The sequence below is a fragment of the Kribbella sp. NPDC026611 genome (genome assembly GCF_040638345.1).
Taxonomy (GTDB): Bacteria; Actinomycetota; Actinomycetes; order Propionibacteriales; family Kribbellaceae; genus Kribbella.
This window is the reverse complement of the sequence record NZ_JBEZYC010000004.1, coordinates 682,434-705,673: the sequence shown is the minus strand read 5'-3', so window position 1 is coordinate 705,673 and position 23,240 is coordinate 682,434. Positions and strand designations below refer to the sequence as shown.

General features: G+C 68.9%; 23 protein-coding genes. 11 read left to right on the top strand and 12 right to left on the bottom strand.

Annotation, left to right across the window (positions count from 1 at the left end; all coding sequences use genetic code 11):
* The first annotated feature begins 33 nt into the window (after window positions 1-33).
* Together AB0E69_RS20565 and AB0E69_RS20560 are read left to right on the top strand one after the other, a co-directional pair.
* Window positions 34-981, top strand: a complete 948-nt coding sequence (locus tag AB0E69_RS20565; RefSeq protein ID WP_360147933.1) for a sucrase ferredoxin — start codon at window positions 34-36, stop codon at window positions 979-981.
* The gene (locus AB0E69_RS20560; RefSeq protein WP_360147930.1) at window positions 978-1,475 is read left to right on the top strand and encodes a carbonic anhydrase; all 498 of its coding nucleotides are present in this window, start codon (window positions 978-980) and stop codon (window positions 1,473-1,475) included. Before AB0E69_RS20565 ends, AB0E69_RS20560 begins: the two co-directional genes overlap by 4 nt.
* Before the next feature lie 5 nt (window positions 1,476-1,480).
* On the opposite strand, the gene AB0E69_RS20555 is transcribed toward AB0E69_RS20560, so the two are convergent.
* Window positions 1,481-2,245 (bottom strand): carbonic anhydrase, encoded by a 765-nt coding sequence (locus tag AB0E69_RS20555; protein ID WP_360147927.1) that lies wholly within the window; start codon window positions 2,243-2,245, stop codon window positions 1,481-1,483.
* A gap of 129 nt (window positions 2,246-2,374) precedes the next feature.
* On the opposite strand from AB0E69_RS20555, the gene AB0E69_RS20550 reads away from it, so the two are divergent.
* A complete protein-coding gene (locus tag AB0E69_RS20550; protein WP_360147924.1) occupies window positions 2,375-3,703 on the top strand; it encodes a hypothetical protein in 1,329 nt (442 codons plus the stop codon).
* Between the two features lie 61 nt (window positions 3,704-3,764).
* Here the strand turns inward: AB0E69_RS20550 and AB0E69_RS20545 are convergent, their stop codons facing one another.
* A complete protein-coding gene (locus AB0E69_RS20545; RefSeq protein ID WP_360147921.1) occupies window positions 3,765-4,403 on the bottom strand; it encodes an HAD family hydrolase in 639 nt (212 codons plus the stop codon).
* Window positions 4,400-6,484 (bottom strand): DNA topoisomerase IV subunit B, encoded by a 2,085-nt coding sequence (locus AB0E69_RS20540; RefSeq protein ID WP_360147918.1) that lies wholly within the window; start codon window positions 6,482-6,484, stop codon window positions 4,400-4,402. Before AB0E69_RS20540 ends, AB0E69_RS20545 begins: the two co-directional genes overlap by 4 nt.
* A 393-nt stretch (window positions 6,485-6,877) precedes the next feature.
* On the opposite strand from AB0E69_RS20540, the gene AB0E69_RS20535 reads away from it, so the two are divergent.
* The gene (locus AB0E69_RS20535; protein ID WP_360147915.1) at window positions 6,878-7,108 is read left to right on the top strand and encodes a hypothetical protein; all 231 of its coding nucleotides are present in this window, start codon (window positions 6,878-6,880) and stop codon (window positions 7,106-7,108) included.
* Between the two features lie 90 nt (window positions 7,109-7,198).
* Here the strand turns inward: AB0E69_RS20535 and AB0E69_RS20530 are convergent, their stop codons facing one another.
* Complete coding sequence (locus AB0E69_RS20530) at window positions 7,199-8,674, bottom strand: PLP-dependent aminotransferase family protein (RefSeq protein ID WP_360147912.1); 1,476 nt, start codon at window positions 8,672-8,674, stop codon at window positions 7,199-7,201.
* An 88-nt stretch (window positions 8,675-8,762) separates the two neighbouring features.
* Here AB0E69_RS20530 and AB0E69_RS20525 point away from each other — a divergent pair, with 88 nt between their 5' ends.
* On the top strand, window positions 8,763-9,386 hold the full coding sequence (locus AB0E69_RS20525) for a LysE family translocator (RefSeq protein WP_360147909.1): 624 nt from the start codon (window positions 8,763-8,765) through the stop codon (window positions 9,384-9,386).
* Here the strand turns inward: AB0E69_RS20525 and AB0E69_RS20520 are convergent.
* Window positions 9,344-11,353 carry a glycogen debranching N-terminal domain-containing protein gene (locus tag AB0E69_RS20520; protein WP_360147906.1) on the bottom strand — a complete coding sequence of 670 codons (2,010 nt, stop codon included), beginning with the start codon at window positions 11,351-11,353 and terminating at the stop codon, window positions 9,344-9,346. The two genes, AB0E69_RS20525 and AB0E69_RS20520, sit on opposite strands and share 43 nt — an antisense overlap.
* 41 nt (window positions 11,354-11,394) lie before the next feature.
* On the opposite strand from AB0E69_RS20520, the gene AB0E69_RS20515 reads away from it, so the two are divergent.
* From AB0E69_RS20515 to AB0E69_RS20500, 4 genes are all read left to right on the top strand, one after another.
* On the top strand, window positions 11,395-11,880 hold the full coding sequence (locus AB0E69_RS20515) for a DUF456 domain-containing protein (protein ID WP_360147903.1): 486 nt from the start codon (window positions 11,395-11,397) through the stop codon (window positions 11,878-11,880).
* 121 nt (window positions 11,881-12,001) lie between these two features.
* Window positions 12,002-12,526 carry a hypothetical protein gene (locus AB0E69_RS20510; RefSeq protein WP_360147900.1) on the top strand — a complete coding sequence of 175 codons (525 nt, stop codon included), beginning with the start codon at window positions 12,002-12,004 and terminating at the stop codon, window positions 12,524-12,526.
* An 89-nt stretch (window positions 12,527-12,615) separates the two neighbouring features.
* On the top strand, window positions 12,616-13,317 hold the full coding sequence (locus AB0E69_RS20505; protein WP_360147897.1) for a response regulator transcription factor: 702 nt from the start codon (window positions 12,616-12,618) through the stop codon (window positions 13,315-13,317).
* The gene (locus AB0E69_RS20500; RefSeq protein WP_360147894.1) at window positions 13,317-14,810 is read left to right on the top strand and encodes a HAMP domain-containing sensor histidine kinase; all 1,494 of its coding nucleotides are present in this window, start codon (window positions 13,317-13,319) and stop codon (window positions 14,808-14,810) included. The genes AB0E69_RS20505 and AB0E69_RS20500 overlap by 1 nt, the downstream gene beginning before the upstream one ends.
* Here the strand turns inward: AB0E69_RS20500 and ppk2 are convergent.
* Window positions 14,805-15,713, bottom strand: a complete 909-nt coding sequence (ppk2, locus tag AB0E69_RS20495) for a polyphosphate kinase 2 (protein ID WP_360147891.1) — start codon at window positions 15,711-15,713, stop codon at window positions 14,805-14,807. The two genes, AB0E69_RS20500 and ppk2, sit on opposite strands and share 6 nt — an antisense overlap.
* 67 nt (window positions 15,714-15,780) lie before the next feature.
* On the opposite strand from ppk2, the gene AB0E69_RS20490 reads away from it, so the two are divergent.
* Window positions 15,781-16,590 carry an aminoglycoside phosphotransferase gene (locus AB0E69_RS20490; RefSeq protein ID WP_360147888.1) on the top strand — a complete coding sequence of 270 codons (810 nt, stop codon included), beginning with the start codon at window positions 15,781-15,783 and terminating at the stop codon, window positions 16,588-16,590.
* Window positions 16,591-16,640: 50 nt separating this feature from the next.
* Here the strand turns inward: AB0E69_RS20490 and AB0E69_RS20485 are convergent, their stop codons facing one another.
* The 3 genes from AB0E69_RS20485 to AB0E69_RS20475 are packed head-to-tail and all read right to left on the bottom strand — an operon-like array spanning window position 16,641 to window position 19,688.
* The gene (locus AB0E69_RS20485; protein ID WP_360147885.1) at window positions 16,641-17,696 is read right to left on the bottom strand and encodes a Gfo/Idh/MocA family oxidoreductase; all 1,056 of its coding nucleotides are present in this window, start codon (window positions 17,694-17,696) and stop codon (window positions 16,641-16,643) included.
* A 1-nt stretch (window position 17,697) separates the two neighbouring features.
* A complete protein-coding gene (locus AB0E69_RS20480; RefSeq protein WP_360147882.1) occupies window positions 17,698-18,540 on the bottom strand; it encodes a TIM barrel protein in 843 nt (280 codons plus the stop codon).
* Window positions 18,537-19,688, bottom strand: a complete 1,152-nt coding sequence (locus AB0E69_RS20475) for an ROK family transcriptional regulator (RefSeq protein ID WP_360147879.1) — start codon at window positions 19,686-19,688, stop codon at window positions 18,537-18,539. The genes AB0E69_RS20480 and AB0E69_RS20475 overlap by 4 nt, the downstream gene beginning before the upstream one ends.
* Before the next feature lie 137 nt (window positions 19,689-19,825).
* Between AB0E69_RS20475 and AB0E69_RS20470 the strand changes: the two genes are divergently transcribed.
* A complete protein-coding gene (locus AB0E69_RS20470; protein WP_360147876.1) occupies window positions 19,826-20,671 on the top strand; it encodes a hypothetical protein in 846 nt (281 codons plus the stop codon).
* Window positions 20,672-20,712: 41 nt separating this feature from the next.
* On the opposite strand, the gene yidC is transcribed toward AB0E69_RS20470, so the two are convergent.
* Genes yidC through AB0E69_RS20455 form a run of 3 tightly spaced genes read right to left on the bottom strand, consistent with a single transcriptional unit; the run spans window position 20,713 to window position 22,964 of the window.
* Window positions 20,713-21,390 (bottom strand): membrane protein insertase YidC, encoded by a 678-nt coding sequence (yidC, locus tag AB0E69_RS20465; RefSeq protein ID WP_360147873.1) that lies wholly within the window; start codon window positions 21,388-21,390, stop codon window positions 20,713-20,715.
* Window positions 21,391-21,436: 46 nt separating this feature from the next.
* The gene (locus tag AB0E69_RS20460; protein WP_360147870.1) at window positions 21,437-21,691 is read right to left on the bottom strand and encodes a DUF6412 domain-containing protein; all 255 of its coding nucleotides are present in this window, start codon (window positions 21,689-21,691) and stop codon (window positions 21,437-21,439) included.
* 4 nt (window positions 21,692-21,695) lie between these two features.
* A complete protein-coding gene (locus AB0E69_RS20455; protein ID WP_360148528.1) occupies window positions 21,696-22,964 on the bottom strand; it encodes an RNA polymerase sigma factor in 1,269 nt (422 codons plus the stop codon).
* Window positions 22,965-23,240 lie beyond the last annotated feature (276 nt).

Genomic DNA, 23,240 nt, shown 5'->3' with positions numbered 1-23,240 from the left:
GGACCGCCGTCTCGCCTCGCGTACGGTGAGGGTGTGACCCCCACCCTCGACGCCCCAGGCCGCCCCGGCCTGTGCTCGACCTTCTGCCGGGCGCTCGAGGAGCCGTTCCCGGGGACGGCCGTCGTCGCGGCCGGCTGGGTCGTCGTCGAGCAGCCCGGACCGTGGGGCGCGAAGGCGCCGACGCAGAGTCACCTCGACCCGGCCTTCGGCGAGGCGTTCGACACCGAGTGCAAGAAGGTCGACGTCCGCTTCGGCCTGATCCGCTCCCCCGGGCGGCATGCCGATACTGTCGAGCGGTCGCACCAGGTCTTCGTCGCGTCGACGCTGCCAGGCCGGAGCTGGCTGCTGGGCGGTCGGGTCGCGGATCCGTCCGAGCTCAACGACCTCGACCTCGATGCCGTCAGCCGAGGTGACCGAGCGGCAGCGATCGCGTCGCTGCCGAACCTGCTTCCGGTCGACCAGCCGGTCGTCCTGGTGTGCACCAACGGCAAGCGCGACGAGTGCTGCGCGATTCTCGGCCGGCCGCTGGTGTCAGCGCTGGCGGAGCGGGCACCTGGCCGGGTGTGGGAAGCCAATCACCTCGGCGGGCACCGGTTTGCACCGACCGCGACGTACCTGCCGGCCGGCACCATGCACGGTCATCTCACCCCGGACACTGCCGTGGCCGTGCTTGAGGCCGCGGATCGTGGCGAGACCGTGCTGACCGGACTCCGCGGCCGGTCCACCTGGACCAAGCGCGGTCAGGTCGCGGAGATCGCCGTCCGCCGTCTCCTCGGCGAGCTGTCGCTGGACGCCCTCAGCGTGGTGGGCGAAGACCTCGACACCGTCACCGTGCGGCACGTCGACGGCCGGTCCTGGACCGTGCCGGTGACCAGCGCGGTCGCAGCCCCACCCCGTCCCGACTCGTGTGGAAAGGAACCGTTCGCGATGTCGATCCTGCAAGCCGGTACCCCGGTGTTCCTGTCAGGTGCTGCCCGATGAGCGGCGGCTTCGACGACGTACTCGCGGCCAACGCGGAGTACGCGGCCGACTTCCACTACGGCGGGTTCGACGGGCTCGCCCACGCCGGCATCGGCGTGGTCACCTGTATGGACTCGCGGATCCCGCCGCTCGAGATGCTCGGCCTCAAGCCCGGCGACGCCAAGGTGCTGCGCGCCGCCGGCGGTCGCGTCACCGAGGTGACGATGACCGGGCTGGTGCTCGGCGTCCAGCTGCTCGGCGTGAAGCGGATCATGATCATCCCGCACACCCGCTGCGCGATGGCCGCGATGTCCGAGGACGAACTGCGCGCGAAGGTCGAGCTCGCCGCCGGCAAACCGGCCGGCTACCTGCCCATCTCCGTCATCCCCGACCAGCTCGAAGCGCTGCACCGCGACGTTGCCGCCGTCCGCGAACACCCCTTGATCGGCGAGGACATCATCGTCGGCGGCTTCATGTACGACGTCGACACCGGCAGGCTCACCCAGCACGACTGAGGGTCTCAGGGCTGGAGGACGACGCGGCCGGTGTCGAGCTCGTAGTACGCGCCGACCAGTGTGAGTTTGCCCGCGGCTTCCAGCGGTTTGATGACTGGGGAGTTGCGGAGTTTGCCGAGCGTGAGGGCGACGTTGGTCTGAATGGCGTTGGTGAGGCGGTCGCCGGGTTTGGTGGCTGACTGGCGTACGGCCGGGGCGAGGGCGTCGACCAGGTAGCCGATCTCGCCGTGGTCGGCGGTGCGTTGGCCGGCGTCCAGGGCCTTGATGGTGGCGTCGAGGGCGCCGCAGCGTTGATGGCCGAGGACCATCAGGAGCGGGGTGTGCAGCTCGGCGACGCCGAACTCGAGGCTGCCCGTGACCGAGTGGTCGAGCGCTTCGCCGGCGCTGCGGACCACGACGAGATCGCCGAGACCCTGGTCGAAGACGAGCTCGATCGGGACGCGGGAGTCCACGCAGCCGATGATCGTGGCGAACGGGTGCTGCCCTTTGCTCACCGCGACCCGGCGGGCGATCCCTTCGTCCAGGTCCTGTTCCTGGGCGGCGACGAACCGCGCGTTGCCGGCCATCAGCCGAGCCAGCGCTTCGTTGCCGTCTGCAACTACAGAGGCGGTGGGGGTTGGTTCCCGGGGCTCGGGTGGCCGGCTGCCGGTCGCAGTCGGCGCGGTTGTGCCGCTGTCCGCGCAAGCACCGAGCGCACCTGCGGCGAGGGCTGCTCCCAACGCACCGACGAGAAAGCGCCGTCGATCGGGCTCGCGGGGTGGAGTGGTCAACGGAATGCTCCTCACGAAGGCGGCGGGGCGGTCGCCGTGCTTCGAACGTAGCGCATTGCATACAGTCTTCAGTACTCCAGCTTCAGTCGATCTCTCGGTTTTGGGCCGGAAATCTGATAGATCTCCCGTATGAGACTCCGCCCCAGCTCATTCCACCGCTCCCTACTCGCCGGCGCCCTCGCGCTGACCACCGTCCTGACCGGAGCTCCCGTCGTCTACGCGGCTCCGATCGACCACACCGCTCCCACCGACCAAGCCGGACCGGTCACCGGCTGCCTGGACACGACGATCGCCGGCACGGTCGAGGAGCAGCGGCTCACCCGAGGCATCGCCGGCGGACCCTCGGTCCCGGCGGAGATCCTGCAGCGCACCGGATTCGACCGCCAGGTGGAGGTGTTCAGCCGTCTCCTCTGCCGGGTTCCGAACCAGCGAGCCGCCGCGGCTCTCGTCCGCGCGCAGGGCGAGATCATGTGGCGCACAGCGACGTACCGCGCTCAGCACCCGACCCGCGGCGAGACAGCCCTCCCCTCCACCGACGACCGCGGGCTGTACTGGGCGCGTCTGTCGATGGCCTTGACGCTGCGCCAATGGCAGCCGCGCTTCGACCTCGGTACGACGGAGCGCGCCGGGCTGATCCGCTCGCTCGAGTACGCGTCCCGCGGCATCACGAGTACAGAATTCTCGCCACAGGTGAACAGAATTCTGATCACCGGCTTCGATCCGTTCACGCTCGACGCCGACATCCGGATCGGTAATCCGTCCGGAGCCAACGCACTCACCCTCGACGGCCAGCGATGGACGATCAACGGCAAGACCTACGAGATCCAGACCGTGGTGTTCCCGGTCCGCTACACCGACTTCGACGAGAACATGGTCGAGAACGCGCTCGTCCCGCACTACCGCCCAGGTCCGCAGCACGCCGATCTGGTGATGACGGCAAGCCAAGGACGCGTCGGCATCTTCGACCTCGAGGCCACCAACGGGCGGCGGCGCTCGGTCAGCTCGATCGGTGACAACAACAACCTCTGGGGCGGTGGCACGATCTCAGCCCCGGTCGTCTCCCCCAGCATGCCGCCCGGCCCGGAGTGGATCACGTCCAGCCTGCCGCTCGCCCGGATGGCGCAGACCGACGTCACGCCGTTCCGCACCCGCGTGAACACCTCGGTCCTGGAGATCCCGGCGGGTGAGACCACGCCCGTACGCCGTCCCGACGGCCCGACTCCCGGCTCGATCGCCTCCGAGGGCACCGGCGGCGGCTACCTGTCGAACGAGGTCGCCTACCGCAACACCCTCCAACGCGACCTCCTCGACCCATCCATGCCGGCCGGCCACCTGCACGTCCCGGTCCTGTCCTTCGACCCCACCAACAAGACCGCCGTCACCGACCCGACCTACGAGGCCAACCGCAACGCCATCATCACCGGCGCCCACGCCATCCTGAAGTCCGCCCTCCGCTGAACAAATGTCGACACTTCGACACAAGTGATCACTATTCTGACCGCGGTGATCAGTTAAGTGATCACCGCGACAAGATCAGCGGGAAGACATCCAGCACCGAGTCGAACCGGTGGTCCGCTGCCGGTTCCTCGGTGCGTCCGCCGATCAGAATTGTGTGCAGACCCGCGTTGATGCCACCGGCGATGTCGTAGGCCGGGTGGTCCCCCACCATCCAGCCACCGTCGAGACCGGCACCGGCACCCGCCGCCGCGAGCTCGAAGATCCGGCGGTCGGGCTTGCGGACGCCGACCGTGCCGGAGACGCAGACGTGATCGACCGCGTCGACGAGCTGTGTGTACTCCAGCTTCAGGTCCTGCTGGGCCGTCTCGCCGTTCGTGACCACCGCAACCCGCCAACCGGCTGCCCGCAGCTCGGCGAGCCCGTCGAGCACGGCTGGCTCGACCCAGGTGAACAGGGGATGCTCCTCGTTGTACGACGCAACCAGCTCCTCCACCGGAGCCGCCAGGACGAACCGCTTCCGAGCCAGCGCGAACAGCTCCGTCCGGGGCCGGAAGCCACCGTTGTCGTGAGCAACCAACCAGTCGACCGCGGACTCGTCGAGCCCACTCACCCCGGCCCACCACCGCGCCCACTTCAGAAACGCGGCGTCGCGATCGATCAGCGTATTGTCGAGATCGAAGCAGACCAGGCGAGGGGTCACACGTCGATGCGGTTCTCGTCGAGTTCGTAGGCGCCTTGGACCAGGAATTCCTTGCGGGGGGCTACGTCGTTGCCCATCAGGAGGTCGAAGACGGTGGCTGCGGCCTCGCCGTCGTCGACGGTGATGCGGCGGAGGGTGCGGTGCCGCGGGTCCATGGTGGTTTCGGCCAGCTGGTCCGCGTCCATCTCACCGAGACCCTTGTAGCGCTGCGGTGGCTCCTTCCACCGCACGCCCTTCTTCATCAGCTCCGCGGTCTTCCGCTGGTACTCCGCGTCGCTGTAGGTGTACAGGAACTTGTCCTGCCCCTTCTTCGGGTTCGTCAGCTCGAACCGATGCAGCGGCGGTACGGCGGTGTAGACCCGCCCGGCGTCCACCAGCGGCCGCATGTACCGGAAGAACAGCGTCGCGAGCAGGCAACGGATGTGCGCGCCGTCCGAGTCGGCGTCCGCCATGAAGATGATCTTGCCGTAGCGGACCTGCTCGAGGTCGAAGCTGCGACCCGACCCGGCACCCACGACCTGGATGATCGACGCGCACTCGGCGTTCTTCAGCATGTCGCCGACGGACGCCTTCTGCACGTTCAGGATCTTGCCGCGGATCGGCAGCAGCGCCTGGAACTCCGAGCTGCGTGCGAGCTTCGCCGTACCGAGAGCCGAATCACCCTCGACGATGAAGAGCTCCGAGCGGTCGACGTCGTTGCTGCGGCAGTCGGCCAGCTTGGCCGGCAGTGCGGAGGACTCCAGCGCCGTCTTCCGCCGCTGCAGCTCGCGGTGCTGCCGAGCGGCCACGCGGGTGCGTGATGCGGCAACGACCTTCTCCAGCACGGCCCGCGCCTGGGCCTTGTGCTCGCGTTTGGTCGACGTCAGGAACGCCTCGAGCTCGGTCTGCACGACCTTCGCGACGATCCGCGACGCGGCCGGGGTGCCGAGCACCTCCTTGGTCTGCCCGTCGAACTGCGGCTCGGCGAGCCGGACCGTGACGACCGCGGTCAGACCCTCCATCACGTCGTCCTTGATGATCTCCTCGCCGCTCTTCAGCAACCGGGTGCCGTCAAGTGCGTTCGTGAAACTCTTTGACAGCGCGCGCTCGAAACCGGCGACGTGCGTGCCGCCCTTCGGCGTGGCCACGATGTTCACGAAGGAGCGCAGCTCGGTCTCGTACCCGTCGCCCCAGCGGACCGCGATGTCGACCTCCAGGTCGCGGTCGACGTCGGTCGGCGTCATGTGCCCGGCGTCGTCGAGCATCGGCACCGTCTCGGTGAAGTGCCCGGTGCCGGCCAGCCGCACCACGTCGGTGACCTTCTGGTCGGTGGCCAGGAACTCGCAGAACTCGCTGATGCCGCCGTCGTGCTTGAAGTGCTCCTCGGTGGGCTCGTCACCGCGCTCGTCGCGGATCACCAGCAGCAGACCAGGCACCAGGAACGAGGTCTGCCGGGCACGGGTGACCAGCTCGTCGTAGTTGAAGGTCGCGTCCTTGGTGAAGATCTGCCGGTCCGCCCAGTACCGGATGCGGGTGCCGGTCACGCCCTTCTTGGCGCGGCCTGCCTTCCGCAGGCCCTTCACAGCCGTGAACGAAGCGTTTGCCCCGTCGCCGTCGAACTCACCGGAGACGCCACGGCGGAACGACGTCGTCCAGACCGTCCCGCCGCGGTCGACCTCGACGTCGAGCCGCGCGGAGAGCGCGTTCACCACCGAGGCGCCGACGCCGTGCAGACCACCGGACGCGTTGTACGACCCGCCGCCGAACTTGCCGCCGGCGTGCAGCTTGGTGAAGACGACCTCGACACCGCTCAGCTTGGTCTTCGGCTCGATGTCGACGGGGATGCCGCGGGCGCGGTCCCGGACCTCGACCGAGCCGTCCTGGTGCAGCACGACATCGATCCGGTCACCGTGCCCGGCCAGGGCCTCGTCGACGGAGTTGTCGATGATCTCCCACAGGCAGTGCATCAGGCCGCGGCTGTCGGTGCTCCCGATGTACATCCCCGGCCGTTTGCGGACCGCCTCGAGACCCTCGAGGACGAGCAGATGGCGGGCGTTGTACGCCGGGTCGATCTCGGTACTGCGAGGCGTCGGGGCGGCCACTGGGCTCCTTCACTGGTTCACACACTTACGACAGACAGCCTATGCGGCCGCTCCCCCAAAACGGCGCCGACAGGCCCTGCGCTGGGCATGCCTGCGGGTACAAGAGATACATGCCGCAACAGGTATCGATCCGGACTCGATTCGGGAGTGGTGCACGACACTCCGAACCGGCGCACACCGTGACGATGCCATGGCGCACAGTGAGAGTAGACCCACTGGCTGCCGCTGCTCACCAGAAAAACCGCCGGGATCGAAACGATTCCCTGTCAACAAGCGTCATACGAAAACAGGTGGTTCGTCTCACATACGGACACGTTGTCCGCACCGGGAAGCGATCCGCGTGTCAGGATGTTGCTATCTGGTGAGTACGGAACTAGATGAGATGAGGCCTCAATGACTACAGCACTCGCCCCGAGTTCGGCGCTGTCGGCCGCGGATCGTTGTGACCGCTGCGGTGCGCAGGCCTACGTCCGCGTCACCTTGACCAGCGGTGGGGAGCTGCTCTTCTGCGCCCACCACGGCCGGGAGCACTCGGAGAAACTGCGCGACATCGCGATCACGATCCACGACGAGACGGGCCGGCTCGAAGCCACTCCCGCGATCGCCACGGAAGACGAGCGGTAAGCACCAGGCAGTTTCAAACGCGCCAACGACGGCGCCAAAGTCAGACAGGCTTCGATGGCGGCTCACCCCAGGGTGACCGCCATCCTTCATTTACACGACAGGTACTTCGGGACCCGGGCCGTGCCGGCGCAGCTCCTCCCAGGCCCGCGCCAACCGCGTCACCGCATCGTCAAGCGTTTGCTCGGAGTAAGCGAACGGCACCCGCAGGTAGTCGTCGTGCTCGCCGGTCGGGTCCATCGCATGACCGGCCACCACCTCGACCCCGTGCCGCAGAGCGACCTGGCCGAAGACCCGCGCATCGGTGTCCGGCAACCGGATCCACAACGCCGACCCGCCGACAGGCGACGACCATTCCCACTCCGGTAGTCGCTCCGTCAGCAACTCCCCCATCAGCTTCTTCCGCGCAGTCGCGACCCGCGCACGCGCGGCCGTCAGCTCAGGCAACCGCGGCAGCAGTCGTGCGGTCAGCGCCTGATCGATCACCGGACTCCCGAGGTCCGCCAGCGCCTTGTGCCGAGCCAGCCGCTCGGCCAGCGGGCGTGAGGCCCGGATCCAGCCGATCCGCAGCCCGCCCCACACCGCCTTCGACACCGACCCGATGGTCAGCACCTCGGCCGCGTCCGGCGCGTAGGCGGCGAGCGGCGGCGGGATCTCCGGCCCGGCCGGATCCCACGCCGAGTACGCGTTGTCCTCCACCACCACGACGCCATGCCTCGCCGCGAGCTCGGCCACCTGCCGACGGCGGCTCGCCGACATCAACTGCCCGGTCGGGTTGTGGAACGTCGGCATCACGAACAACATCGCCGGCTGGTGCCCCGCGAACGCCGCAGCCAGCAGGTCGGGCCGGATCCCCGCATCGTCCAGCGGTACGCCGACCACCCGCCCGCCGGCCGCTCCGAACAGGTCGAAGCATCCCGGCCAGCTCGGCTGCTCGATCACGACCGCGGCACCGTTCCGCAGGTACATCTGTGTGACCAGCGCGATCGCTTGATGCGCGCCGGTCGTCACCACGATCTCCTGGGCCGACGTCGGCAGCCCGGACTCGGTGAAGTGCTCGGCGATGCGTTCACGCAGTACCGGGAGACCGCGTGGGTGGTAGCCGACGTCGTCGAGGAGCAGCGGGAGATCGGTGGCGGCAAGGTCGATCAGCTCCTCCGACAGCTCGGGCAGCCCAGGGTCGACGGCGTACGTCAGCGAGATGACCTCGTCCGGGCGGACGGTGATCCGGTGGAAGAGCGAATCGCCGTACCCGTTCGGCATCCGCTTGTCCGCTCGTGAACGGCCTCGGCTCGCACCGCGGGCGACCGTCGTACCGCTGCCGCGCCGGCTCTCGACCAGGCCGCGGGCGCGGAGCTCGTCGTACGCCGCGACGACCGTCGAGCGGCTGATCGCGAACGACTCGGCCAGCCGACGCTCCGCCGGGAGACGGGCGCCGACCGGTAGGTCGTCCGAGCCGATCAGCGCAGCGATCTCGTCGGCAAGGCGCCGGTACAGGCCACCGGCACGACCGCTCAGCCGGTTACCTATCAACTCCGCCAGCGCGGCCGGATCCGCAGAACGGTCCACTTCACCCCTCATTGGCTCGGGTGGACTGCTTGTCTCGCCGCCAGGCTAGTACCGGCAGGCAGTCCAGTTCGAGAGGGAGACAGACCAGATGGGGATCGGTCAGCTGTTCGGGTTCGCGGGTGCGACGGTGGTGCTGGTGGGGATGCCCGGCCCGAACAACCTGTACATCTCGCTCCGCAGCCTCACCCAGGGCCGCCGCGCCGGAGTGGTCTCGGCACTCGCCATCGAGACCGGCACCCTCGTCTACATCGCCGTCACCACGCTCGGCCTGGCTGCGCTGGTCAAGGCCTCCCCCGCGCTGTTCACAGCCATCACCGTCACCGGCGCGCTCTACCTGGCCTTCCTCGGCGTGAAGACGCTGCGTGCCAAGACCTCGGAGCTCAACGCGGTCGCGGCGGCGTCGCTCGGCCGGGTCTTCCGGGATGGCGTACTGGTGAATCTGCTGAACCCCAAGGCCGCGTTGTTCTTCCTCGCGTTCCTTCCGCAGTTCACCACGCGCGGTGCCGGACCCGACCAGCTGCGGACCGAGATGCTGCTGCTCGGCATCGGCACGCTGCTGATCGGACTGCTCCTCGACCTCAGCTACGCGATGGGCGCGGACGCCGTCGGCCGTCGCTTCCGCTCCGCACGCACTGGCAGTCGCGGCCGCAACCTGGTCGTGGCAACGATCTACCTCGGGCTCTCCGCGTTCGCCTTGGTCACCGCGTTCTGAGGCGCCTCCAGCACCGTCAGCTCCTCACCGTCCAGCCGCAGCGACAGCACCTCCTCGCCCAACCGGAGCCCGCTCACCTCGAGCCGCTGCCACGGGCCAGGCGCCGGATTGATCACCAACGTCCCACCCGGGACGTCTGGCTCGATCCCTAGCACTGCAACGATCACCGCGACCGCAGAGGCAGCCGCCCATGCCTGTGGCCGGCAGGAGGGCGGGTACGGCGTCGGCGAGTCCTCCGAGCCCCTCCCTCGACCGCCGTACAGCTCCGGCAGCCGGTAGCCGAACGCTTTCGCGGCACGGATCAGGCCGGCGACGTACGAGGATGCCACGCCGGCTTGGCCGGTCGCGTACAGGCCCTGGATCGCCATGGCGGTGTCGTGCGGCCACACGCTACCTGTGTGGTAGCCGAGGGGGTTGAACCCGTCCATGGTCGTGGACAGGGTCCGCAGCCCGAACCCGCTGTCCAGATCGGCACCGGCGAGCACGTCGGCGACTGTCTGCTCCTCGTCCGCGTCCAGCAGACCTGTGCCGAGCAGGTGGCCCATGTTGGAGGCGTGGCCGGCGACTGGGTTCTTGGCACCGTCCAGTGCGATCGCTGGGTAGCCGTCCACCCAGAATGCGCTGCGGAACCGCTCCTGCAGCGCAACGGCCCACGCCCTCCATGCATCGCCGGACTCCCCGTGCGCCTCGAGCAGCTCCGCGCCCTGCACAGCCGCTGCGTACGCGTAGCCCTGTACCTCGCACAGCGCAATCGGTGCGGTAGCGAACGTCCCGTCGGGCCACTGCACGGACTCGGCCGAGTCCTTCCACCCCTGGTTGGCCAGCCCGTGACCGGACTCGTCGATGTACTCGAGGAAGCCGTCGCCGTCCGGGTCGCCGTACTCCGTCATCCAGCTGAGCGCAGCCTTGACGTTCGGGATGAGCTCCCGCACCTCGTCCGCCGGCATGCCCCAGCGCCAGGCCTTGTGCAGCGTCATGATCCAGAGCTGGGTCGCGTCGTGCGTGCCGTAGTACACCGGCGGCAGTATCAGGCCGCCGCCGTAGTCGGACGCCTCGGCCCGGAGCTCGTGCGGGATCTTGCCCGGCTGTTCGGCGGTCTCCACATCGACCTTGGTCCCTTGGCGCGCGGCCAGGGCACGCAGCGTGCCGGCGGCGAGACCAGGGTCGACCGGGATCAGCATGCCGGCCGAGATCAGCGAATCGCGCCCGAACAGCGTCAGGTACCACGGCGGCCCGGCACCCAGGTACCGATCGTTGCCGAGAGCAAGTTGCAGGGCGCGAACGTCGTCCAGCGAACGCTCGAGCCAGCGCTCGACCCGGTGGTCGTCGCAGCTCACGCGCAGCGAGTACGGCGCCCGTTCCGCCGGCGGCTCGATCGAGAATCCGGTCGTGGACCGCGGGAAGTCGGCGGTCACGCGCAAGGTGACGTTGAACGATTCGCCCGGAGCGATGCGAGGGGTCGTGGTCAGGCCTGGATCCGCGGTGACGACGGTCCGCGCGTCCCCGCTCTCCCAGCGCATCCGGGTCGGCCCGTCCGGCAGCGGCGCGAGCTCCGGGTGGCCGGCGACCGCGCCGCTGCGGATCGCCGGGATACTCGCCAAATCGGTGCCTAGGGCAACATCCAGCCGGCACTCGACGGTGCTGCGGGAGTGGTTGGTCAGCGTCAGCACCTCGGTCACCCCGGAGCTGTCGACGGTGCGGGTCCGGTACAGCATCAGGGCCGGGTCGTGCCGGGTGTCCGCCGGGCCTTGGACCATGGCGACGTACTGGTGGGTGGCCGCGTCGCGTTCGTCGACCTGGATCGGGACCGGTTCGCGGCCGTCGACGGTGACGCTCAACCGGGACAGGATCCGCCGGTCGCGGGCATACACCCCCTCCGCGCCGGAGGCGGTGAGCTGCCCGGATCGCGGCGAGAGGGCCACCCAGGGAGCAGCGAGCGCGGTAACCAGTTCGTGCAGCTGGGACATGTCACCACCCTAAAGGGCCCGCGGTGCGGCACAGTGGGGGTGTGGACAGCGCAGTGACGATCCTGGTCGGAGTGGCGATCTTCGTCGGCATCATCGGCATCGTGGTGCCGGTCCTGCCCGGTGCGATCCTGAGCCTGGCCGCGATCCTGGTCTGGGCGATCGTGGAACGCAGCGCGACCGGCTGGGTCGTGTTCGCGATCGCCGCGGGCCTCATCGGTGTCAGCCAGGTGGTGAAGTACGTCGTACCGGAGCGCCGGCTCCGCGAGGCCGGGGTGCCCCGGCGGTCGATGTTCTTCGGCGTACTGCTGGGCATCGTCGGGTTCTTCGTGATCCCCGTGATCGGGATGTTCGTCGGGTTCCCGGTCGGCGTGTACCTGTCCGAGCTGCAGCGGCAGCGGAACAACGCGGCCGCGTGGACGTCGACCAAGCACGCGCTCCGGGAGACCGGTGTGTCGATGCTGATCGAGCTGGCCGGTACGGCGCTCGCCGCCGCGGTCTGGCTGATCGCGGTGCTCTTCATCGTCTGAAGTCTCGGTTTGCCAGGGTTTTGCCAGGTCCGGCGCAGGCTGGTCTCAGATCTGTCCGGCAGCGTGAGAAGAACCAGTGTCAGGTGTACGCCCTGGCACGCAGTTCGGAAGGCGCAGCAGGATGAAGCTTTCAGAGAAGCGGTGGCGGGTCCTCGGAACGGTGGCCGCGGTCGCCGTGACCACCACTGCCGGCGGTGTCGCCTGGGCGGCGACCAACGCTGACCCGACGCCGTCGGTCTCCCCGTCCACCAGCCCCTCGAACCCAAATCAGCAGCAGCCCGGTTGGCCCGGCCGCGGCGGCCCGCGTGGCGAGTTCGGCTTCGGCGGCGCGCTGCACGGCGAGTTCGTCGTACCCAAGGACGGCGGTGGGTACCAGACCATCGCGACGCAGCGTGGTGAGGTCACCGCGGTCAGCAGGGACTCGATCACGGTGAAGAGCGAGGACGGCTACAGCCGGACTTACAAGATCGCCGCGGAGACCCTGGTGAACTCCGCGCGGGACGGGATCTCGTCGGTCAAGACCGGGAGCACGGTGACCGTCAACGCCGTGGTGGCGAACAACGAGGCGACCGCGACCTCCGTCAACGACGGTTCGGCGCGCGACGCGGCCGGCCAGAAGTGGGGGTTCAAGCACGGCCCGCGCTGAGCCAGGATCGAGCGGTCCAGCAGAGGACTCACAGCTGATTGCCAGGAATCTTCCAGGCTTCGCATGGGTTCCGGCGCCAGACTGAGAGTATGAGTCCGCATCTGCTGGTGGTCGACGACGAGCCGAACATCGTCGAGCTGCTGTCCGCGAGCCTGCGGTTCGCCGGGTACGACGTGACCACGGCGACCCACGGCGCCGAGGCGCTCCGGAAGGCCCGCGACGTGGAGCCCGACCTGGTCGTGCTCGACGTGATGATGCCCGGCCTGGACGGGTTCGAGGTGGTCCGCCGGCTGCGCGGTGAGGACCGGCATGTGCCGGTGCTGTTCCTCACCGCCCGCGATGCCGTCGAGGACAAGGTGCTCGGGCTGCAGACCGGCGGCGACGACTACGTGACCAAGCCGTTCAGCCTGGACGAGCTGGTTGCCCGGGTGCGTGCGCTGCTGCGCAGGTCGGGTCACCGCGAGCAGACGCCGACGGAGGCCGCCGTACTGCGCTATGCCGACCTGGAGCTGAACGAGGACAGCTATGAGGTGTTCAAGGCGGGTGAGGCCGTGCAGCTGTCGCTGACCGAGTTCAAGCTGCTGCGGTGCCTGCTGGAGAACTCCGAGCGGGTCATGTCGAAGGGACAGATCCTGTCGGCCGTGTGGAACTACGACTTCGCCGGTGACGCCGGTGTGGTCGAGTCGTACATGTCCTACCTGCGTCGTAAGGTCGACACCGGCGACCAGAAGCTGCTCCACACCGTCCGCGGGGTCGGCTACGTCCTGCGCACCCCGCGAGGCCCCAACTGATGCAACTGACCCACCGGCGGCTCGCCGACCGGTACCCGCTGCGCATCACCATCGTCGTCGTCCTGCTGACGCTGGTAGCGCTTGCGCTGGTCGCGTCCGGCGTGCTGGCGACCACGATCATGCGCGGCTACCTGACCGACCGGGTCGACGAGCAGCTCCAGCAGGCCGGGACCCAGCTCCGCCACCTGCCCACGGACCGCCGCCCGCCGCCGCCCGGTGCTCCTGGTTTCCGGCGGGGTCTGCCGAGCCAGTTCGTCGTGCAGTTCAACCAGGCGGACGGGACCAGCGACGACGGCGCTTACGGCGAGCGGCTGGCCGACACTGAACCGCTCCCGAAGCTGCCCGTGCTCAACCTCAACCAGGTCCGTGCGCTCAACGGGCGCTCGTTCGACGTGGACGCGGTGACCGGCGGCGCTCGGTGGCGGGTGTTAGCCATCGAGACCGAAAAGGGCGACGGGTCGATCATGGTCGCCCAGAGCCTGAAGGACATGGACCACACCATCCAGCGGCTCGTCGGGATCCAGGTGGCGGCCGGAGTGATCCTGCTGGTGCTGCTGGCCGGCGTCGGCACCTACGTCGTACGGCGAAGCCTGCGTGGTCTCGAGGACGTCGAGCACACCGCCGTGGCGATCGCGGGTGGTGACCTGAGCCGGCGGGTGCCGCAGCGGGACCCACGGACCGAGGTGGGCCGGTTGTCGCTGGCGCTGAACCAGATGCTCGGACAGATCGAGACTGCCTTCGCGCAGCGGACCGCCTCCGAGTTCGCTGCCCGTCGCTCCGAGGACGCGGCGCGGCGGTCGGAGGAGGCGGCCCGCCAGTCGGAGGAGCGGATGCGCCGGTTCGTTGCCGATGCGTCGCACGAGCTGCGTACGCCGTTGACGTCGATCCGCGGCTTCGCCGAGCTGTCTCGTCAGCGCGGGGACACCGACCCGGACACGATGCGGCGGATCGAGGACGAGGCGAAGCGGATGGGTCTCCTGGTCGATGACCTGCTCCTGCTTGCCCGCCTCGACCAGCAACGGCCGCTCCGGATGGAGTCCGTCGACCTGCTCCCGATCGCCGCCGACGCCCTGCACAACGCGCGGGCTGTTCAGCCCGATCGCGACATCTCCCTCACGATCCTGCCCGACTCCGAGGCTCCCGTCGTACAAGGCGACGAGGCACGCCTCCGTCAGGTCCTGGGCAACCTCGTCAGCAACGCCCTCCACCACACGCCGGTCGACGCGCCCATCACCGTGGCCGTCGGCACCCGCGGCACCGAGGCCATCCTGGAAGTCAGCGACACCGGCCCAGGCCTCTCCGACGAACAGAAGGCCCGGGTCTTCGAACGCTTCTACCGAGTGGACACCGCGCGAACCCGCTCCACCGGCGGCTCCGGCCTCGGCCTCTCCATCGTCGCCGCCCTCATCGCGGCCCACCGAGGCCGGGTCACCGTCGCCGACTCAACTCCGACCGGCGTGACCTTCACGGTCTGGCTACCGCTGGAGTCATAGCGCCGGGAAGACGCGGTTGGCGGTCTCGCCGTGTTCGAGGACCTGGGCGGCAGGGCCGAGGATCTTGGGGTCGGGGTTGCCGACGAGCTCGATGTCCTTGTCGGTGTAGTCGTAGAGGCTGAGGACGTGGCGCATCGCTTCCAGGCGGGCGCGCTTCTTGTCGTTGCTCTTGACTACGGTCCAGGGCGCGTGGGGCGTGTCCGTGTAGTGGAACATCGCCTCCTTGGCCTCGGTGTACGCATCCCACTTGTCCAGCGACGCCAGGTCGGTAGGCGAGAGCTTCCACTGCCGGACCGGGTCGATCTGGCGGATGGTGAAGCGGGTCTGCTGCTCGGCCTGGGAGACGGAGAACCACAGCTTCACCAGCAGGATGCCGGAGCGGACCAGCATCCGCTCGAACTCGGGCGCCTGCCGCATGAACTCCTCGTACTGTTCCTGGTCGCAATAGCCCATCACGTGCTCGACGCAGGCCCGGTTGTACCAGGACCGGTCGAACAGCGTCATCTCCCCCGCTGCCGGCAGATGGCTGATGTACCGCTGGAAGTACCACTGCGTCTGCTCGCGGTCGGTCGGCTTCTCCAGCGCGACGATGCTCGCACCACGCGGGTTGAGGTGCTCCATGAACCGCTTGATCGTGCCGCCCTTGCCGGCCGCGTCCCGGCCCTCGAACACGATCACCAGCTTCTGCTTCGACCGCTTCACCCAGTACTGCAGCTTCAGCAGCTCGATCTGCAGCAGCCGCTTGTCCCGGTCGTAGACCTCCCGCGGCAGGCGTTCGGCGTACGGGAAACCCTCCCGCCAGGTGTCCACCGGCGTACCGTCGGCGCGCAGCAGCACCGGGTCGTCGTCCTCCTCGTCGAGGACACGGAAGCCAAGCTCTTGGACCAGATCGGGCGCATTCATAGCCACAGCCTCAGCTGTCTTGGTAACGGCCAGGTGAACAGCCCACTCGGCCGCCTAGGATCTTCGGGTGATCGAGGACGGTGAAGAGAATCCGCTGGTCGGTGGGGACGTGACGGAGGGGCTGGTGCGGGTCGGCGACACGGTACGGCGGCCGCCGTGTGAGCGCGACGAGCTCGTCCGCGAGGTGCTGCTGCACCTGGAGAAGGTGGGGTTCGAGGGCGCGCCACGGTTCCTCGGCGTCGATGCCAAGGGCCGCCAGGTGTTGTCGTACATCGACGGCGAGGTCGCCGGGCGGCCGCGCCCGTCGTGGATCGGTGACGAGTCGCGGATGCTGTCGGTGGCGCGGCTGCTCCGGGCGTACCACGACGCCATCGCGAGCTTCGGCGTACCGGAGAACGTCCCCACGCTGATCGAGGCGCCGGGTCTGCCCGCGCTCGACGACCCGCCGGAGCTCGTCGGCCACCAGGACATCACCCCCGAGAACGTCGTCTTCCGGGACGGCGCCGCCTATGCGTTGATCGACTTCGACCTGGTCCGTCCGGTGAGCCGGGCCCGGGAAGCGGTCAACCTGATGCTGTGGTGGTGCCCGTACGGCGCCGACGAGGATCTCGACCCCAGGTACCACGGACTCGACCGGCTGCGCCGCTGCCGGATGCTCGCGGACGCCTACGGCCTCTCCCAAGCCGACCGGCGGCGGTTGCTGCCGCTCTCGATCGCCCTCAACGAGCGCGCCTGGCACAACATGAAGTACCGCGCCGACACGCTCGGCGGCGGCTGGCAGCGGATGTGGGCCGAGGGCGTCGGCGACCAGATCACGTCGAGGCAGCGGTGGCTCGAGACGAACGCCGACGCGCTCACCAAGGCTCTGGTCGAGTGAACCGCGGCTGAACCTGGTCCGCCCAGAGCAGGTTCAGCCACGGCGCCGGCTCAGCGGGTAATCTTCACCTCGGAGCCGGTCCTCGCGGACTCGTAGATCGCGGACAGCATTCGCGCCATCTCCAGACCGTGCTCGGCGGTCGCATCCGCCGAGATCTCCCGGCGGCAGATCCGCAGGAAGTGGTCGATCTGGTTCGCGAACCCGACCGTGAAGTCGAAGCCCAGCGAGTCGATCTGCGGCTGGACGTGCAGCAGCGTGTCGTGCCGCTCGGTGATCATCAGCAGCTCGGGCTCGATCTCCGCGCCGCCCTTGTCACCGTGGATCTTCACGCTGGTCGAGTTCCGCGCGTGCAGCGAGTACGACGTGTCCACGTCGAGAACCGCCCCGTTCGCGAACCGGATCTGCGCCGTCGCGTAGTCCTCGACGTTGTTCACCCGGGTCGCCGAGACCGCGCGGTACCGGGTCAGGTGCTGGATGTTGTCCCGGGCACCGAGCGGCGAGAACGTGGCCCCGGACACCGAGACCGCTTCCGGCATACCCATCAGGTACCAGCACAGGTCGATGATGTGCACGCCCAGGTCGATCAGCGGGCCACCGCCGGAGACGTCGACGTCGCTGAACCAGCCGCCCGGGTTGCCGGCGGCCCGGATGATCGTGGCGCGCGCGGCGTAGATGTCGCCGAACTCGCCCTCGTCCAGGAACCGCTTCGTCACCAGCGCATTCGGCGCGAACCGTCGGACGTACCCAATCTGCAGCGCCTGCCCGGTCTCCTTCACTGCCCGGACCAGGGCCTCGGCCTCGGCCACGGTCACGGACATCGGCTTCTCGACGAGCACGTCCTTACCGGCCCGCAGCGCCGCCTCCGCGATCTTGGCGTGCAGCAGGTTCGGCACGCAGATGCTGACCGCGTCGACCCCCGGGTCGTTGAGGACGTCGTCCACGACATCGGTCGCTCGCGGTACGCCGAACTCCGCCGCCCGGGCCTTGGCCCGCGCGCCGTCGATGTCGGCGACCGCGACGAGCTCGGCCTGCGGGTTGTTCTGGTACGAGATCAGGTGCTGGGTGGCGATCGCACCCACCCCGATGACCGCGATTCGGGTCGTCATGTCAGGCAGCTCCAGCCAGTCGGAGGATGTTGTTGAGCGAGCGCTCGATCGCGTCCGGGGTCGACTCGAGCCCCTCGAACTCGAGGCTCACCGGTACGTCGGGCTTCGTGGCGGCCAGCGCCAGCAGCCCGGCCAGGTCCAGGTCGCCGTGACCCGAGATCGTGCCGAGCAGGTAGTCACCGGCCAGCGTCTTCAGCCAGCCGTCGCCGGCGGACCGGCGGATGTGGAAGTCCTTGACGCCGATCGACGCGGCGACGTCGATCAGGCCCGCGGCGGTCTTGCCCGGCACCTCGCCGACGCACAGGCCGTTACCGAGGTCGAGGGTGACCTTGAAGTTCGGCCGGTCCACGAAGTGCACGAGCCGGGCGACCCGCTCGGCACCGTTCATGAAGAAGCCGTGGTTCTCGACCGTCGAGGTGATGCCGAGCTCAGCCGCGTGGTCGGCGACCGCCTGGCAGCCCTCCACCACCTTCTCGAACACCGACTCGAACTCACCCGGGTCGTTCTCGCGCCAGGACCAGGGCGCGACGTCGTGCCGGAAGATCGTGGCACCGAACGCCTTCGCGATGTCGAGCTGTTGCCGGAGCCGGTCGATCTCCTTCTTGTCCGCGGTCCGCAGGTCGCCGCTGACCAGGTAGTTCACGATCGATACGCCGACGTCGGCGGAGTGCTTGGCCGCGGCGGCGACGACGTCCGGGTGGTCGAGGTACTCACCGCCGTCCATGCCGGCGACCTCGATGTGCCCGGCCGGCGAGGCCGCGACCCAGTCCAGAACCCCGTTCAGGTCCAGCTGGCCGCTCATCATCAGCGAGCGGAAGCAGTAAGTGCTGACTCCTAGCTTCACTTGGTGGTCCTCTCCACATGAGTGATGCGGCTCCAGGGACTGGGGTATCCCTGGATGCCGTAGATGTCAGATCCGAACCGGTCGAACGCTGTGCCGACCGCCCCGAGCACCACCGCCTCGCGTCCGAGTGCCGACGCGACGAACGGTGGGTGCTCGGGGAAAACCAATTCCTTCTCGACCGCGGCCTCGAGCGGCTGCAGCAACGCGTCGAGCTCCAGGGCCCGGCCGCCGCGCACGACCACGACCTCTGGGTCGACGACGAGCAGTACGGTCGCGATGCGGGCGGCGATCTGCGCGCAGAAGTCCTCGAGCTCGACCTGCGCGGCGCTGTCTCCGGCGGCCGCGGCCCGCAGTACCTCCTCGCCGGTGGGGCGGGAGGTCCAGACCAGTTGGCCGCGTTGGGCGTTGCGGGTCCAGCGCATGCCGCGCTGGGCTCCGAGCTCGCCGGCGAGGCGGTGGCGGCCCTGACGGATCACGCCGTTCAGCACGATCGAGACGGAGAGGCGGTGGCCGATCTGGAGGTAGACGACGTCGTCGTACCCACGGCCGGCGCCGCCGCGTTGCTCGGCCAGGGCGGCGAGCTTGATGTCGTTGTCGACGGCAACGGGGCAGCCGAGCTCGTCCGCGATCGTCTCGGCGATCGGGAGGCTGACGAGGTGCGGTAGCGCGAGGCTGGCGCGCAGCCGGCCGTCGGTCTCGACCACACCGGCGAGCGCGAGACCGAGCGCGCGGAGGCGGGTGAGATCGAGGTCGTTCTCGTCGGCGGCGGTGCGGACGGCGTGCAGGATCAGCGATACGTCGGGGTCCTTCTGGAGCTCGGTGTAGGCGAGGCGTCGGCCGGAGAGGTCGCAGATGACCGCACGTACGCCGCGAGGGCCGAGGTCGACGCCGGCGACCAGCCCGCCTTCCCGGACGAATCGGAATGCTCTCGCGGGCCGACCTGGGCCGGCCGTCGAGGGTTCGGTCGCCTCGACCACGCCGGCGTCCACCAGATCGTCCAGCACCGCATGCACGGTCGGCCGCGACAGGCCGGTCCCGGCGCTGATCACACCGACCGTCTGTGCCTCGTCGTCCTCGGCGAGGAACTGCAGACAGGCGACCTGATTGGCCGACCGCTCGGTCTGAGCACCCGCCCGCACGCCATCCATCGAACCTCGCAGCTGTTTTGCAACCGGCTTTATTAAAGACCGTAGCAGGACTCACACGCCATCCACAACGGCCGAACCGGTCTGGACCACGGGCGGTCTACAGTGGTTCGCAAACGATCGACTGAAAGGTCCAACGGATGGCGATCGACCGGCCCCGCGGCGACGACCGCCCCAACGAGGTCCCCACCCGCGACATCCCGCCCCGCTACGACGGCCCAATGATGGACGACTCGGAACTCGAGGACGAAGAACCTCTGCCGGCCCCCGAGCGACGCTCAGTCGAGTGGTACCAGTCCCAAGCGCCGCAGTACCGCACCTGGTCCCCAGAGGTGCAGCGCTACCCCACCGAAGTCCAGCCGCACGCCGAGGCGCAGGAGGAGCCGCCGGTCCCCCGGCCCGAGCGCACCGAGCCCAGGCTCGCGACCCAGCTCGACGTGCAGGCCGAAGCCCAGGCCGGGGGTCCGACAGACCTGCCGGCCGGGGTGCGGGCTGAGCGGCGGTCTGTTGAGGTGCAGGTTGCGGATCCCGACGGCGCGGTGGCTGATGCCCAGCGGGCGAGGCTGGCGGGCCTGGATCCTACTCTCACGCAGCAGGTTGCGGCAGGACCTGGCGTCAGCGCAGGCTCCTCCTCCGCCCCGCAGTACCAGGAGCCGACGCGAGCTGGCGAGACACAGGAGGCAGGGCCCGCTGTCCAGCAGCCGGCTCGCCACGATCCGACGTTCGGTGGGTATGTGAATCCGGCGCGGGCTGCCGCTCGGATGGCTGCGTGGATGCAGACCGCGGAGGAGACAAACGCTCGCCTCACGCAGGCCCACGAGGCGATGCAGACCGCGACCCCCCCAGGCATGCCGCCTGCAGGAACCGGCGGCCGCCCGGCGTCACCCGAGCTGCCGTCGGTCGCAGGCAGGCCAGCGGGCCGGGCACAATCCAGAATGCAGCCACCACAAGCAGGTCAGCACGGCCCTCGCAACCCGGAGCGGTGATGGCCCCACCCGGTACCGGACCGGGTGGGGGCCTTGGGCAACTAACGCTGGAGGATGCTGCGTTCTACGACAGTCCACGTGGTCGTGGTCAGGAGGTAGAGGCCTGCGGCCAGGGGGACGAAGGCTGCTGTCAGGAGCGTGCCGAACGGGAGGAGCCGGGCGAGGCCGCGGGTGAGGCGGGTGGCTGAGTCATCGAGCTGGCCCAGGGCTCGGCGAGCGGAGAAGTAGGCGACTACGGACAGCAAGACCGCCAGGACCAGGAATGCGGGTGTCCCGGCGAAGATCGGCCAGTGGACGCCCAGCGGCGCGCCGAGGAGCGTTCCGCTGATCAGCTGGTTCGACTCCCCCGCCACGACCGTGCGTGAGAACAACGTGTACATCAGCCAGAAGAACGGCATCTGCGCGAGCAGCGGCAGGAAGCCGGCGAAGAGCGTCGTACCGGAGTCGGCCTGCAGTTTGGTGATCTCGCGTTGCAGGCGCTCCGGGTTGCCCCGGTGCTTGTCGGTCAGCTTCTTCAGTTCGGGCACGAGCAGGGCACGCGCCTGCAGACCACGCTGGGCGCGCACACTCAGCGGGACCAGGCACAGCCGGACGAGCAGCGTGCAGAGGATGATCGCGACGGCCGCGGCGTACGACCCCGCGAACGGGTGGATCGAGGTGACCAGAGACGTGAGCAAGTGATAGGCACCGGCAACCGGTGCCTCCAGGAACGAAGGCATGACAGAACTCCACGAGTGAGAAGGAACGAGTAGCTGAGGAGGAGCGCTACTGTCCCGGTGCTCGTGGGCGGGGGCGGCCGGCCGCGTCCGGATCGCGGAGGCGGAGGAAGACGCTACGCGCGGCGCGGTGCCGGACCGAGGTGGTGCGGGCCACCAGCGGCGTCGCGGTCGGCGCGGAGGCGCGCGCGACGAGAAGCAGAGTGAACAGCAAGGCCGCCGCCGTGAGCACGGCGGCGGCCAGTAAAGCCGTGTCCTGGACAGGGATCAGCAGCGCGAGCACGCCGCCGATCCACTGCGTCATGACATCAGTCCAGGTAGTCCCGGAGGACCTGCGAGCGCGACGGGTGGCGCAGCTTCGACATCGTCTTCGACTCGATCTGGCGGATCCGCTCGCGGGTCACGCCGTACACCTTGCCGATCTCGTCGAGGGTCTTCGGCTGGCCGTCGGTCAGGCCGAAGCGCATCGAGACGACGCCGGCCTCGCGCTCGGACAGCGTGTCGAGGACCGCGTGCAGCTGCTCCTGCAGCAGCGTGAACGAGACCGCCTCGGCGGGCACGATCGCCTCGGAGTCCTCGATCAGGTCGCCGAACTCGGAGTCGCCGTCCTCACCGAGCGGGGTGTGCAGGGAGATCGGCTCGCGGCCGTACTTCTGCACCTCGATGACCTTCTCCGGGGTCATGTCGAGCTCCTTGGCGAGCTCCTCCGGAGTGGGCTCCCGGCCGAGGTCCTGCAGCATCTGCCGCTGGACCCGGGCCAGCTTGTTGATGACCTCGACCATGTGTACCGGGATCCGGATGGTGCGGGCCTGGTCGGCCATCGCCCGGGTGATCGCCTGCCGGATCCACCAGGTGGCGTACGTCGAGAACTTGTAGCCCTTGGTGTAGTCGAACTTCTCGACCGCACGGATCAGACCGAGGTTGCCCTCCTGGATCAGGTCCAGGAACAGCATGCCGCGGCCGGTGTAACGCTTGGCCAACGACACCACCAGGCGCAGGTTGGCCTCGAGCAGGTGGTTCTTGGCGCGCCGGCCGTCCTCGGAGATCCAGTCGTACTCGTCGCGGACCTTCTCCTTGAGCTTGGCGGCCTCGTCGCTGATCTGTTCCTCGGCGAACAGGCCGGCCTCGATCCGCTTCGCGAGCTCGACCTCCTGCTCGGCGTTCAGCAGCGGGACCTTGCCGATCTGCTTCAGGTAGTCCTTGACCGGGTCCGCAGTGGCACCGGCGACCATCACCTGCTGCTCGGGCTCGTCGGTCTCGTCGGCCTCGGAGACGATGAAGCCCTGGTCCTCGGTGAGCTCCTTCTCCAGGCCCTGAACCGCTTCCGGCTTGAAGTCCGACTCGTCCGCGTCGTCGAGCGACCGCGGCTTCCCGGTGGCCGGGTCGATCGAGAGACCCGCCTCGGACACTGCCTTCTTCGCCGGAGCCTTCTTGGCAGCGGCCTTCTTCGCGGGGATACCGTCCTCCTTGGTGCCGGCGGCCTTCACCGCCGCCTTCTTCGCGGCCACCTTCTTGGCGGCCGGATCGGTCACACGGGCGCTGGTCCTCGGAGCCGTGCTACGGGCGGTGGCGGCCACGGCCCGGGCCGGCTCGGCGGGAAGGTTCTCGGACGAGCTGGACGACACGAATTACCTCTCGTCTGACGCAGGGTTTGTACGACGGTACGGCGGTTTGTTGCTGAGTCTGGGGGTACTGCTTTTCGGAGCTGCTCGCTGGTCAGGCGGCGGCAACAGTCCATTGTAATCCGCGAACCAAGGCGAGCCGTCGCGCGACCCCCCGGAAGAACGCGTCCAGACCCCCACCGACCGGCTGTTCCCGGTCCGGCGGAGGCCTGCTCGCGCAGCGTTCGGAGG

Bases quoted from the DNA above. Each gene is read 5' to 3' on its own strand.
- AB0E69_RS20560 (WP_360147930.1), top strand. From the start codon at position 978: ATGAGCGGCGGCTTCGACGACGTACTCGCGGCCAACGCGGAGTACGCG.
- AB0E69_RS20550 (WP_360147924.1), top strand. From the start codon at position 2,375: ATGAGACTCCGCCCCAGCTCATTCCACCGCTCCCTACTCGCCGGCGCC.
- AB0E69_RS20535 (WP_360147915.1), top strand. From the start codon at position 6,878: ATGACTACAGCACTCGCCCCGAGTTCGGCGCTGTCGGCCGCGGATCGT.
- AB0E69_RS20525 (WP_360147909.1), top strand. From the start codon at position 8,763: ATGGGGATCGGTCAGCTGTTCGGGTTCGCGGGTGCGACGGTGGTGCTG.
- AB0E69_RS20520 (WP_360147906.1), bottom strand. From the start codon at position 11,353: ATGTCCCAGCTGCACGAACTGGTTACCGCGCTCGCTGCTCCCTGGGTG.
- AB0E69_RS20510 (WP_360147900.1), top strand. From the start codon at position 12,002: ATGAAGCTTTCAGAGAAGCGGTGGCGGGTCCTCGGAACGGTGGCCGCG.
- AB0E69_RS20505 (WP_360147897.1), top strand. From the start codon at position 12,616: ATGAGTCCGCATCTGCTGGTGGTCGACGACGAGCCGAACATCGTCGAG.
- AB0E69_RS20500 (WP_360147894.1), top strand. From the start codon at position 13,317: ATGCAACTGACCCACCGGCGGCTCGCCGACCGGTACCCGCTGCGCATC.
- ppk2 (WP_360147891.1), bottom strand. From the start codon at position 15,713: ATGAATGCGCCCGATCTGGTCCAAGAGCTTGGCTTCCGTGTCCTCGAC.
- AB0E69_RS20485 (WP_360147885.1), bottom strand. From the start codon at position 17,696: ATGACGACCCGAATCGCGGTCATCGGGGTGGGTGCGATCGCCACCCAG.
- AB0E69_RS20475 (WP_360147879.1), bottom strand. From the start codon at position 19,688: ATGGATGGCGTGCGGGCGGGTGCTCAGACCGAGCGGTCGGCCAATCAG.
- AB0E69_RS20470 (WP_360147876.1), top strand. From the start codon at position 19,826: ATGGCGATCGACCGGCCCCGCGGCGACGACCGCCCCAACGAGGTCCCC.
- yidC (WP_360147873.1), bottom strand. From the start codon at position 21,390: ATGCCTTCGTTCCTGGAGGCACCGGTTGCCGGTGCCTATCACTTGCTC.
- AB0E69_RS20460 (WP_360147870.1), bottom strand. From the start codon at position 21,691: ATGACGCAGTGGATCGGCGGCGTGCTCGCGCTGCTGATCCCTGTCCAG.